General features: G+C 67.5%; 8 protein-coding genes. All 8 read right to left on the bottom strand.

Annotation, left to right across the window (positions count from 1 at the left end):
* Window positions 1-194: 194 nt before the first annotated feature.
* Window positions 195-1874 carry a SpoVR family protein gene (locus WS91_RS13155; RefSeq protein ID WP_038743105.1) on the bottom strand — a complete coding sequence of 560 codons (1680 nt, stop codon included), beginning with the start codon at window positions 1872-1874 and terminating at the stop codon, window positions 195-197.
* Window positions 1874-3139 carry a YeaH/YhbH family protein gene (locus WS91_RS13150; protein ID WP_038743106.1) on the bottom strand — a complete coding sequence of 422 codons (1266 nt, stop codon included), beginning with the start codon at window positions 3137-3139 and terminating at the stop codon, window positions 1874-1876. Before WS91_RS13150 ends, WS91_RS13155 begins: the two co-directional genes overlap by 1 nt.
* A gap of 123 nt (window positions 3140-3262) precedes the next feature.
* Entirely contained in the window at window positions 3263-5185 is a 1923-nt protein-coding gene (locus tag WS91_RS13145; protein WP_038743107.1) for a PrkA family serine protein kinase, read from the bottom strand.
* An 872-nt stretch (window positions 5186-6057) separates the two neighbouring features.
* Window positions 6058-7908: a methyl-accepting chemotaxis protein gene (locus WS91_RS13140; protein WP_059575084.1), complete on the bottom strand. Its 1851-nt coding sequence runs from the start codon at window positions 7906-7908 to the stop codon at window positions 6058-6060.
* 214 nt (window positions 7909-8122) lie between these two features.
* A complete protein-coding gene (gene rbsK, locus WS91_RS13135; RefSeq protein WP_059670382.1) occupies window positions 8123-9085 on the bottom strand; it encodes a ribokinase in 963 nt (320 codons plus the stop codon).
* Window positions 9082-10113 (bottom strand): LacI family DNA-binding transcriptional regulator, encoded by a 1032-nt coding sequence (locus WS91_RS13130; protein ID WP_038743110.1) that lies wholly within the window; start codon window positions 10111-10113, stop codon window positions 9082-9084. The genes rbsK and WS91_RS13130 overlap by 4 nt, the downstream gene beginning before the upstream one ends.
* Before the next feature lie 28 nt (window positions 10114-10141).
* Complete coding sequence (locus tag WS91_RS13125) at window positions 10142-11155, bottom strand: ABC transporter permease (RefSeq protein WP_038743111.1); 1014 nt, start codon at window positions 11153-11155, stop codon at window positions 10142-10144.
* An 82-nt stretch (window positions 11156-11237) separates the two neighbouring features.
* A complete protein-coding gene (locus WS91_RS13120) occupies window positions 11238-12809 on the bottom strand; it encodes a sugar ABC transporter ATP-binding protein (protein ID WP_038743112.1) in 1572 nt (523 codons plus the stop codon).
* Window positions 12810-12943 lie beyond the last annotated feature (134 nt).

The raw sequence follows: 12943 nt of genomic DNA, 5'->3' as shown, positions 1-12943 counted from the left end.
GGCTGCCCGGGATCGCCCCGATGTCAAAAAATAATTTCCGCTCGGCCGGCCATTCAACGAAAACGCGAGCCGGGCGGCTCGCGTTTCGTGCAAGGTGGCGCCGCGCAAGCGGCGGCCGGAGCGAGGGCCACGCCGACGATATCGCCGATATCCACCGATATCGCCGCGCGGCGCGCGACGGGCGCGCCGCGCCGTCAGATCCGGATTTCCGGCGCCGTGTAGGGGCACTCGTAGCGCTTGCGTACCGTCCCCGTCTCGTCGACGCTCTCGAGGAACACGTCGAACTGCCAGAGCCGCGCCATGTGCTTGAGCACCTCCTCGCTGTCGTTGGACAGGTGACGGTTGTCGGTCATGAAATGGCGCAGCGTGAGGCTGCGGTCGCCGCGCGTATTGACCGACCACACCTGGATGTTCGGCTCCCGATGATGGATGTCGTACTGCCGCGACAGCGCCTGCCGCACGTACTGATAACCGGAGTCGTCATGGATCGCCGACACTTCGAGCGCATCGCGCATGTCGTCGTCGAGCACCGAGAACAGACGCATCTCGCGAATCAGATGCGGCGACAGATATTGCGCGATGAAGCTCTCGTCCTTGAAGTTGCGCATCGCATAGTGAAGCGCGGGCAGCCACGGGCTGCCCGCGAGCTCGGGAAACCACTTGTAGTCCTCCTCGGTCGGCGCCTCGCAGATCCGGCGGATGTCGCTCATCATCGAGAAGCCGAGCGCGTACGGATTGATCCCGCTGTAGTACGGCTTCATCACGGGCGGCTGGTAGATCACGTTGCTGTGCGAATGGAGGAACTCCATCATGAAGCCGTCCGCGAGCTTGCCCTGGTTGTACATCGTGTTGAGCAGCGTGTAATGCCAGAACGTCGCCCAGCCTTCGTTCATCACCTGCGTCTGCCGCTGCGGATAGAAGTACTGGCCGATCTTGCGCACGATCCGGATCACCTCGCGCTCCCACGGCTCGAGGAACGGCGCGTTCTTCTCCGCGAAGTACAGCAGGTTTTCCTGCGGCTCGGGCGGATAGCGTTCCTCCTGCTCCTCGGCGAGCTCGAGCTTTCTCGAGGGCAGCGTGCGCCACAGCTCGTTGACCTGCGACTGCAGGTACGCCTCGCGCTCGCGCCGCAGTTCGGATTCCTTCGCGAGCGACGGCTTCTGCGGACGCTTGTAGCGGTCGACGCCGTAGTTCATCAGCGCGTGGCACGAGTCGAGCAGTTCCTCGACGCGATCGAGCCCGTAGCGCTCCTCGCATTCGGCGACGTAGTTCTTCGCGTAGACGAGGTAATCGATGATCGCGTGCGCGTCGGTCCACAAGCGGAACAGGTAGTTGCCCTTGAAGAACGAGTTGTGCCCGTACGCCGCGTGCGCGATGACGAGCGCCTGCATCGTCATCGTGTTCTCTTCCATCAGATACGCGATGCACGGGTTCGAATTGATGACGATCTCGTACGCGAGCCCCATCTGCCCTCGCCGGTAGCTCTTCTCGGTCGACAGGAAGTGCTTGCCGAACGACCAGTGACGGTAGTTGACGGGCATGCCGACCGACGCGTACGCGTCCATCATCTGCTCGGCGCTGATCAGCTCGAGCTGGATCGGGTAGATGTCGAGCTCGTACTGCTCCGCGACCTGCGAGATGTGGGTGTCGTACTCCTCGATCAGCTCGAAGGTCCAGTCGGACGGACACGGCAGCGGTTTGCGGTCGGCAACGTTCATACGCGCTTCCTTGAGCCCGCTTGCGGGCGCTTCTGGGTGCTGCGCCGCCGCGTCGGGCGATGCGCCGCGCTCGTTCGCGGCGGGTTCCGACGCTTCGTCGCTCTTGCGGCGCGGCTCGTAGCCGCGCGCTTCGTTATGCAGGTGGCGAGTCGTCATCAGGATTCCACGTGCTTTTCAAAGAGTTCACGGAACACCGGATAAATGTCGGCAGCCGATTCCACTTTCTTCATCGCGAGATGCGGTTGCGACAGCGCCAGTTGCGCGTATTCGAGCCAGAGGTTCTGCTCTTCGGGCGTCACCTGGATGTACGCGAAATAACGCACCTTCGACAGGATGTCCTCGTCGAGGATCTTGCGACACTTCGGCGAATCGTCGGTCCAGTTGTCGCCGTCCGACGCCTGCGCGCCGTAGATGTTCCACTCGGTCGGCGAATAGCGCTCGTCCATCACCTTGCGCATCAGCTCGAGCGCGCTCGACACGACCGTGCCGCCGCTTTCGGTCGAATGGAAGAACGTGTCCTCGTCGACTTCCTCCGCGCGCGTGTGATGGCGGATGAACACCACTTCGATGCGCTCGTAGTTGCGCTTGAGGAACAGGTACAGCAGGATGAAGAAGCGCTTCGCGAGATCCTTGCGCTGCTCGTCCATCGAGCCCGACACGTCCATCAGGCAAAACATCACCGCCTGGCTCGACGGCTGCGGCATCTTCACGCGGTTCACGTAGCGCAGATCGAACGGATCGATGAACGGAATGCGCCAGATGCGGCCCTTCAGGTGATGGATCTCCTCCTCGAGCTGCGCGATCTCGACGCGATGGTCGCCCGATTCTTCCTTCAGCGCGGCGAGCTTTTCCTCGAGCTCGCGCAGTTCGTTGACGAGCGGCGAGCCGAGCGCGATGCGCCGGCCGAGCGCGCTTCGCAGCGAGCGCACGACGTCGATGTTGTTCGGCGTGCCCTCCGCCGCCCAGCCCGCGCGGACGTTCTTCCAGCTCGGTACGGTCAGCAGGTGGGTCTTGACGAGGCGCGGCAGTTCGAGATCGTCGAAGAAGTACTGCATGAATTCCTCGCGGGACAGCTCGAACACGAAGTCGTCCTGACCTTCGCCCTCGTTGCTCGCCTGGCTGCCGCCGCCTCCGGCGCCGCCCGGCGGACGCGGGATCTTGTCGCCGCGCACGTAATCGGCGTTGCCCGGGTGCACGAGCTCGCGCCGGCCGCCCGGCCCGTGCCGGAACGTCGGCTCCGCGATGTCCTTGCGGGGAATCGTGATGCTCTGCGTGCTCTGGATGTCCTTGATGCTGCGATCGCGCACCGCGTCGGACACTGCACGACGAATGTAGTTCTTGACACGGCGCAGGAAGCGCTCGCGATTGGCAATGCTCTTGTTCTTGCCGGCCAGCCTGCGGTCGATGATTTGATGAAGCACACCCAGTCTCCCGCTCGAATGTCGATACGCCGGGACGCACGCCGCGCACGCGGACTTGCCGCAATGCGGGCGACGTCTCTCAAGGTGCCCGTGCGCGGCCGCGCGGGCGTCGCGTTGCGCGCGTCATGACGACTTGCGCACGCGCAGATACCAGTCGCACAGGAGCCGAACCTGCTTCGGCGTATAGCCCTTCGCGACCATCCGGTTCACAAAGTCTTCGTGCTTGCGCTGCTCCTCCGCCGAGCCCTTCGCGTTGAACGAAATGACCGGCAACAATTCCTCCGTGTTCGAGAACATCTTCTTTTCGATCACGACGCGCAGCTTCTCGTAGCTGACCCACGCCGGGTTCTTGCCCCCGTTCGCGGCGCGCGCGCGCAACACGAAGTTCACGATCTCGTTGCGGAAATCCTTCGGATTGCTGATGCCCGCCGGCTTCTCGATCTTCTCGAGCTCGGCGTTGAGCGCCGCGCGGTCGAAGCTCTCGCCCGTGTCGTGATCGCGGAACTCCTGATCCTGTATCCAGAAATCCGCGTACGTGACGTAGCGGTCGAAGATGTTCTGGCCGTATTCCGAATACGACTCGAGATACGCGGTCTGGATCTCCTTGCCGATGAACTCCGCGTAGCGCGACGCGAGCAGATCCTTCACGAACGACAGATACTTCTGCTCGGTTTCAGGCGGGAACTGCTCGCGCTCGATTTGCTGTTCGAGCACGTACATCAGGTGCACCGGGTTCGCCGCGACTTCGGTCGAATCGAAGTTGAACACGCGCGACAGGATCTTGAACGCGAAGCGCGTGGACACGCCCGTCATCCCTTCGTCGACGCCCGCGTAGTCGCGATACTCCTGATACGACTTCGCCTTCGGATCGGTGTCCTTCAGATTCTCGCCGTCGTACACCTGCATCTTCGAAAAGAGACTCGAATTCTCCGGCTCGTGCAAACGCGTGAGCACCGAGAGCTGCGCCATCATCTTCAGCGTGCCGGGCGCACACACGGCCTCGGCGAGCGACGAGTTGCGGATCAGCTTCTCGTAGATCTTGATTTCCTCGGACACGCGCAGGCAGTACGGCACCTTGACGACGAAGATCCGGTCGAGCAACGCCTCGTTGTTGCGGTTGTTGCGGAACGCCTTCCATTCGGATTCGTTCGAATGCGCGAGGATGATGCCGTCGAACGGGATCGCGCCGAATCCTTCGGTGCCCTTGAAGTTGCCTTCCTGCGTGGCGGTTAGGAGCGGATGCAGCACCTTGATCGGCGCCTTGAACATTTCGACGAACTCGAGAAGGCCCTGGTTCGCGAGGCACAGGCCGCCCGAATAGCTGTACGCGTCGGCATCGTCCTGCGCGTATTGCTCGAGCTTGCGGATGTCGACCTTGCCGACGAGCGACGAGATGTCCTGATTGTTCTCGTCGCCGGGCTCGGTCTTCGCGATGCCGATCTGCCGCAGGATCGAAGGATAGCGGCGCACGACGCGGAAGCGCCGGATGTCGCCGTTGTACTCGTGCAGGCGCTTGACCGCCCACGGACTCAGGATGCTCTTCAGATAGCGGCGCGGTATGCCGTATTGCTCTTCGAGGATCGGACCGTCTTCGTCGTAGTCGAACAGGCCGAGCGGCGATTCGTTGACGGGCGAGCCCTTGAGCGCGTAGAACGGCACGCGCTCCATCAGTTGCTTCAGGCGCTCGGCGATCGACGACTTGCCGCCGCCCACCGGTCCGAGCAGGTAGAGGATCTGCTTCTTCTCCTCGAGCCCCTGCGCCGCGTGGCGGAAATAGGCGACCACCTGCTCGATCACCTCTTCCATCCCGTAAAACTCGCGGAACGCAGGGTACACCTTGATGACCTTGTTCGCGAAAATCCGCGACAGGCGCGGATCGTTGCGAGTGTCGATCTGTTCCGGCTCCCCGATGGCCGCCAGCATGCGTTCGCCGGCCGTGGCGTACGCCGATGGATCGTTCTTGCAGAGCGCGAGATACTCCTCTAGCGAGAACTCTTCTTCTCGCGTTTTTTCGAAGCGGTTCGCGAAGCTGCTATAAATATCCATGCTACCTCCTCGCCTGAGTCTGAAGACGATCTTGCCTTCGTATAGATCGTGTCGAAGCAGGACCGTTCGATTTCATCCTAAACCCATTTACTTTTTTTTTCACGAACTACTTCAACGGCCCCGTTGCAGTTCTCTGCATTGCGGAAAACGCTGCTTGGAAAGCACTTTCTGCTGCTCTAGAATGGTTCTCCCGCTTCGCGCCAACGCTGCATCGGCGCTCTCCATTCAGGCAGCGGATCGTCTCCTCCGTTGACGTTCCCGCACTCGCCGAACCACCTTCCCGCTTCTTTCCATATACGCGCGACGCGTCGTCTGCGACGACATCGCAAACGCGCCGTTACAATTTTTTTGCGTTGCGCGCAACGGCGCGATGCCCCTGACGGCGATGAGGGCGATTGCTTGCGGCGCACGCGCGGCGGAAACGCGCGGCGCGCCGGCTGAGACGGCTGCCGAGCGCGCGCGACGAGTGCGTGTCGGTTACATGTACGTCGCCCGAGCGGGCACGTTCGCGGCGGAGGCAACGGCAATGCGGCCGCAGGGGATGTTTCCGTTCGGGATCTGTCCATATTCAGGACGTGCCTGTCTAGGACATGCCCGTCTGTCCAAGACGTGCGTGCCCAGCACGCGCCTGTTCCATGACGTGCCCGCCCAGGGCGCGCCCGTACGCGCGACGCGCGCTCGCGGCGATTTTCGAGATGGCGATGCCGCGCTCGTCGCGCGCCGAGCGCCCACGCATCGGAAAGCGCGCGCCGGCCACCGCGCGACGAACGTGTGAGCGGCTGTTTGCGATGCAAAAACGCCCGCTGGCGGCAAGCGCTGTCGTTCAGTCTAATTGGGGATAGATCGTTGTCCGATACGATCTCCATCCGATGTCAGAACGTCTCCCAATCGTCGCCGCTCGCCACGGCCGCCGCGGCGGCCGGCGCCGCGCGCGGCACGGGCACCGGCTTCGGCTTGGCGGCCGCGGCCGCGGCCGCATGCGCGGGCTTCGCGGGCGGCGCGGGCTTGGGCGCCGCCTGACTCGGCGCGACCGGCAACACAACGGGCGGCGCGACAGACGGCGCGCCGGCAGTCGCGCCCGAATGCGCGCCGCCCTGCGCCGGCGCAACCGCGCCCGCCGCCGCCCGGCGTGCCGCGCCGGCCGCGGGCCGCGCCTGCGAGGCGGCGTCGCGCGCATCGCCGTCGTCGACGCGAAACACCGAAACGGTCGCGCGCAGCCGCGCCGCCTGCTCGTCGAGCGATTGCGCGGCGGCCGCGGCCTCCTCGACGAGCGCCGCGTTCTGCTGCGTGACCTCGTCCATCTGTGACACCGCGCGCGACACCTGATCGATCCCGGTGCTCTGCTCCTCCGACGCCGCCGCGATCTCGCCCATGATGTCGGTCACGCGCCGCACCGCGCCGATCACCTCGCTCATCGTGCGCCCCGCCTCGTCGACGAGCGTCGAGCCCGTGCGCACGCGCTCGACCGACGTGTCGATCAGCTCCTTGATCTCCTTGGCGGCCGCCGACGAGCGCTGCGCGAGGCTGCGCACCTCGCCCGCGACGACCGCGAAGCCGCGCCCTTCCTCGCCCGCGCGCGCCGCCTCGACGGCCGCGTTCAGCGCAAGGATGTTGGTCTGGAACGCGATGCCCTCGATGATCGTGATGATGTCGGCGATCTTCGCGGAACTCTGGTTGATGTCGCCCATCGTGCCGACCACCTGGCCCACGACGGCATTGCCCTTGTTCGCGATCTCCGACGCGCTCGCGGCGAGCGTGCTCGCCTGTCGCGCGTTGTCCGCGTTGCGCCGCACCGTGCCCGTGAGCTCCTCCATGCTCGACGCCGTCTCCTCGAGCGCCGCCGCCTGCTGCTCGGTGCGCGAAGACAGGTCGATGTTGCCCGCCGCGATCTGCCGCGCCGCCGTCGCGATCGATTCGCTGCCGCCGCGCACCGAGCGCACGGTGTCCGCGACGCTCGCCTGCATCTTCGCGAGCCCTTCGAGCAGCAGCCCCATCTCGTCGCGCCGCGCGGCGACGATCGGGCGGCGCAGCTCGCCCGCCGCGATCGCGTCGAAATGGCCGAGCGCGTCGGCGAGCGGCCGCGCGATCGCCGCGCGCAGGCTCAGGAAGCAATAGACCGAGATCGCAAGGCCGAGCGCGAGCGCGGCGATGCTCGCGATTCGGCTCGTCGAATATACGCTTTGCGCGTCGTTGAAATTGATGCTCGCCTGCTTGATCTGGAATGCGCGCAACGCCTCGCTCGCGAGCGCGAAGTCGTTGAACACCACCTGCATCCGCTTTGCGGACTCGAGAATCTTGTCGCGATCGTTCGCGTTGATGACCCCGGCGAACCCGTCGAGCTCGCGCTGCAGGATCTGCCGCTTGGACGCGACGTCCTGCGCGAGGCGCTCCTCTTGCGCGTTGCGCGGCAGGTCGAGGTACTTCTTCCACCACGAATCGGAGATCCCGCGCATGCCGCGCGCGCGCTCGATCGCCTGCGCGGCGTCCGGCGTGCCGGCGAGAAGCGCCGCGCGGTCGAGCACGAGGCGCTCGCGGGCGGCGAACAGCTCGGCGCTCGCGACGTCGATCGCGCTCGGCAACTGGTTCGACGAGGTTTGCTCGTTCGCGTCGTTGGCCCGGCTCATCCCGAACAGGCCGAGCGCGCCGACGACGCACAGCAGGAGGGAAAGGAGCGTCATCGTGACGGCGAGGCGCGACCTGATCGTGATGTTCTTCAGCAGCATGGTTCTTCCTGTGACGCATCGTGAAGACGACGCAAGCCGCCCGCTCTGCGGCCCGCGACGACGAAACGTTTGCTTCGTCTCGCCTGTTTACGGCTTTCGACAGGAAGACTTGATCCGTGTGACGATTGATCCGAGGAAAATCCTGTTCTCCACGTGCATCGGCCCTATATTTTCTTTCTTTTTGCTGACGAAGACCGGTGTCGCGCGGCGCGTGTCACGCCGAGTCCGGCGCGAATGCGTCGAGCTCGGCGAGCGTCGGAATCGACGGCTGCGCGCCAGCGCGCGTGACCGACAGCGCCGCCGCGCGCTGCGCGAAGCGGATCGCGTCGTGCGGCGCGTCGCCCGCGGCGAGCCGGGCGGCGAAGCCGCCGATGAACGTGTCGCCCGCCGCCGTCGTGTCGACGGGCGCCACGCGCGGCGCCGGATAGTGGCGCGCCGCGCCGTCCGCCGTCAGCGCGAGCGCGCCCTGTGCGCCGAGCGTGACGATCACGTTGCGCGCGCCCGCCGCCGCGAGCGCGCGCGCCGCCGCCTCGGCGCCCGCCGGATCGCGCACCGGCAGCCCGGTCAGCGCGGCGGCCTCGACTTCGTTCGGAATCAGATAATCGACGAGCGGCAGCCAGTCCGCGGGCAGCGGCCCGACGACGGGCGCCGGATTCAGCACGACCGTCTTGCCGAGCCGGCGGCCCGCGGCAAGCGCCGCGCGGACCGCATCCGCGGGCGTCTCGAGCTGGCAGATCAGCACATCGGCCGCGGCGAGCGCGGCTTCGTGCCCGGCGATCGACTCGGGCGTCACTTCGCCGTTGCTGCCCGCGACGATCACGATCGCGTTCTGGCTCGCGTCGTCGACGACGATGAGCGCAACGCCCGTCGTCGCCGTCTCGCTGGCCGACAGCGCGCCGCAATCGATGCCTTCGGCGACGAGCCCCGCGCGCAACGCGGCGCCGTGCTCGTCCGCGCCGACGCGGCCGAGCATCGCGACCCGCGCGCCGAGCCGCGCGGCCGCGACCGCCTGGTTGCCGCCCTTGCCGCCCGCCGCCTGCGCGAACGAGCGGCCGGCGAGCGTCTCGCCCGGCCGCGGCAGCCGCGGCGAGCGCACGACGAGATCCATGTTGAGGCTGCCGACGACCATCACCTTGCCGCCGCTCGCGGGCGCGGTCCGTTCGATTTCGGTCGTCATCCGCGATACCCGGCGTCGGCCGGCTCCACGTAGACGGTCGTCGATTCGCGCAGCACGAGGCGCGGCGACACGACGCGCCGGCGCTTCGGCGCGCCCGACGCGCCGCCGCTGATCCGCTCGATCAGCGTCTGCGCGGCCATTTCGCCCAGCGCGCGCACCGACTGGCCGACCGTCGACAGCGCCGGATACGTATAGCGCGACAGCTCGATGTCGTCGAAGCCGATGATCGAGCAATCGGCCGGCACGCGAATGCCGCGCTCGGCCGCCGCGCGCAGCGCGCCGAGCCCCATCAGGTCGTTGCCCGCGAAGATCGCGCTCGGGCGCACGGTGTCGAAGAGGCGCACGGCCGCGTGATAGCCGCCGATGCAGGAGAAGTCGCTCTCGGCGATCGCGCCCGGCACGATGTCGATGCCGCGCTCGGCCATCGCGCGAATGAAGCCGTGCACGCGCATCGCGCTCACCGCGGTCGACACGGCGCCCGTGATGCAGCCGATCTTCGCGTGGCCGAGCTCGAGCAGATGCCGCGTCGCGAGATACGCGCCGCGCTCGTGGTCGATCTGCACGAGATCGGCCGCGAGCCCCTCGATGTTCCGATCGACCACGACGAGCGGCTCGCGCGTGTCGGCGAGCGTGTGCGCGAGCACCGCGTCGTCGCCCGCCGACGCGATGATGAGCCCGTCGATGCGCTTTTCCTGCAGCACGCGCAGGTAGTTGCGCTGCTTCTCGGGATCGTCGTCCGAGTTGCACAGGAACACGCAGTAGCCGGACAGCGCGCACTGGTCCTCGATGCCGCGCGCGAGCTCGGCGAAGTACGGGTTCGTGCTGTTCGGCACCACGAGGCCGATGGTGGCCGTCGAGCGCGCCTTCAGCGAGCGCGCCACGGCCGACGGCACGTAGTTCAGCTCGCGGATCGCCCGCTCGACCTTGGCCCGCACGTCGGCCGACACGGGCCGCGAATTGTTGACCACGTGCGATACCGTCGTGAACGACACGCCGGCGATGGCCGCCACATCCTTGATCGTCGCCATTCCCTTTCTCTCTGGTTCGTTGTTCTTGCTATCCCCGCGCGCGCCGGCTGCGATACGTGTCGAGCACGACGGCCACGACGATCACGGCGCCCGTGATGATGCGTTTGGTGGGCTCGTTCGCGCCAATCTGCGCGAGACCGGCCGCGAGCACGGAGATGATCAACACGCCGAAGAACGTGCTGACGACCGAGCCGCGACCGCCCATGAGGCTCGTGCCGCCGATCACGACGGCCGCGATCACCTGCAGCTCGAGGCCCGCGCCCGCGTTCGGATCGGCGGCTTCGAGCCGGGAGATCTGAAACAGCGCGGCGAGCCCGGCGAGCGCGCCCATCAGCGCGAAAACGATGATTTTATACGGGCGCGGGTTAACCCCGGCCAGTCGCACTGCTTCCTCGTTCGTGCCGATGCCGACGAGATAGCGGCCGAACACAGTGCGCGCGAGCACGAATTGCGCGACGGCCATCACCGCGACCGCGATCAGGAACGCGGGTGAGATGCCGAGCGCGATCGGGTTCGACAGGAAGTCGAACGCGTCGCCGATGTAGGCGGTGCGCGAGTTGGTCAACTGGTATGCGACGCCGCGCGCCGCCTCGAGCACGCCGAGCGACACGATGAACGACGGAATCCGCCAGCCGACCGTGACGGCGCCCGTCAGCGTGCCCGTCGCGGCCGCCGCCGCGACGCCGGCGAGCGCGGCGAAGAGCGGCGGCCACTGCCAGCGCAGCGCGGCCACGCTCACGACCGACGCCGCGAGCGCGAGCACGGAGCCGACCGACAGATCGATGCCCGCGATGACGAGCACGAAGGTCATGCCGACCGACAGCACGACGAGGTCGGGAATCTGATTTGCGATCGTGCTGAAGGTGTCGTACGTGAGGAAGTGCGAGCTCAGCATCGAGAAGAGCGCGATCAGCGCGAGAAGCGCGAGCGCGAGCCCGATGTAGTTCGACAGGCCGAGCCGCACGCCGGCCGGCTTCGCCGCGACGCCGCCCGCCTGCCCGGGCCGGGCGCCGGCGTTTCGGTCGATGGATCGGTCGTTCATCGTGAATGTCCTGTGTGTTGCTGCTTCGATGAATTGAGGCGTGCGGTGTCGGCCGCGGGCCGGATCGGTCGCGCCAAGCGCGCTACGTGGCGGTTCGCGCGTCGCCGGGCGCGTGCAGCGCCGCGTCGCGGCGCGCGTAGCCGGCGAACGCGGCGGCGAGGAGCGCGTCCTGCGTCCACGCGCCGCGCTCGAACACGGCGTCCATCCGCCCCGCCGACATCACGCCGATCCGGTCGCAGATCAGCATCAGCTCGCGCAGGTCGCTCGACACGACGACGATCGCGCGGCCTTCGCGCGCGAGCGCGTCGAGCAGCGCGTAGATGTCGAACTTCGCGCCGACGTCGATCCCGCGGGTCGGTTCGTCGAACAGCAGCACGCTCATGTCGCGGCCGAGCCAGCGGCCGATCGCGACTTTCTGCTGATTGCCGCCCGACAGCTCCGACACCGGCTGCGCGGGGCCGCGCGCGCGAATCCGCAGTGCGTCGATTTGCCGCGCGGCGAGCGCCGTCTCGCGCGCACCGTCGACGATGCCGCCGCGCGCGACGCGCGCGAGCTGCCCGAGCGACAGATTCGCCGCGATCGACTGCGGCAGCAGCAGCCCCTCGCCCTTGCGGTCCTCGCTGACGAGCGCGATGCCGTGCCGGACCGCGTCCGCGGGCGAGCCGATCGCGGCAGGCCGCGGCGGATCGCCTACCGACACGGTGCCGCCGTCCGCCTCGTCCGCGCCGTAGATGAGCCGCAGCAGCTCGGTGCGCCCGGCGCCGATCAGCCCGGAAATGCCGAAGATCTCGCCCGCGCGCACGTCGAACGACACCTCGCGCACCGCGTCGCCGCGCGACAGGCGCTCGACCTTCAAGCACGGCGCGCCCGGCGTGCGCGCGCCATGCACCGCCTGCTCGGCGATCTCGCGCCCGGCCATCAGCGCGACGAGCCGCTCGGTCGGCTGCGCGTCGATCCGATCGACGTGCACGAGCCGGCCGTCGCGCAGCACGGCGACCCGCTCCGCGACCCGCGCGAGCTCCTCGAGCCGGTGCGAGATGTAGACGAGCGCGACGCCGTCCGCCTTCAGCCGCGCGATCTGGTCGAACAGCAGCTCGACTTCGCGCGCGGTCAGCATCGCGGTCGGCTCGTCGAGGATCAGCACGCGGCACTCGCCCGCGAGGCTTCGCGCGATCTCGACCAGTTGCTGATGGCCGATGCCGAGCGCGCCGACGGGCGTGTTAGGGTCGAGCGCGTCGAGCCCGACGCGCGCCATCGCCGCGCGCGCGTCGTCGGCGAGCCGCCGGCGGTCGATCACGCCGAACCGGTGCGGCAGGCGATCGAGAAACAGGTTTTCGGCGACGGTGAGCGTCGGAACGAGGTTGAGCTCCTGCATCACCATCCGTACGCCGAGCGCCTCCGCGTGCGCGCGGCTCAGCGGCGCGTACGCCGCGCCCGCGAGCCGCATCGCGCCCGCCGTCGGCGCGACGAGCCCGGCCACGATCTTCGACAGCGTGCTCTTGCCCGCGCCGTTCTCGCCCGTCAGCGCGAGCGCCTCGCCCGCGTGCAGCGCGAGCGACACGTCGGCGAGCACGGGCTCGGCATAGGTCTTGCCGATGCCCGTCACGACGAGCGTCGGCGCGTCGGGCATCGAATCTGGGTCGGTCGAATCCATCGCGATCCTGATGAAATACGGTTGTCGCGATCCGCGCAGCCGCGCGGACGGGGACGCGAGGCGGCCGGGGTCACGCTCTGACCGGATAACGGCCGCGCCGCGGCGATCTTGAGCGGCGAGCCGAAGCCGCCGCG

It is taken from the genome of Burkholderia sp. MSMB1498 (genome assembly GCF_001526245.1).
Lineage (GTDB): Bacteria > Pseudomonadota > Gammaproteobacteria > Burkholderiales > Burkholderiaceae > Burkholderia > Burkholderia savannae.
Note: the sequence above shows the minus strand (reverse complement) of the source record. Positions and strands in the feature narration are given on the sequence as shown.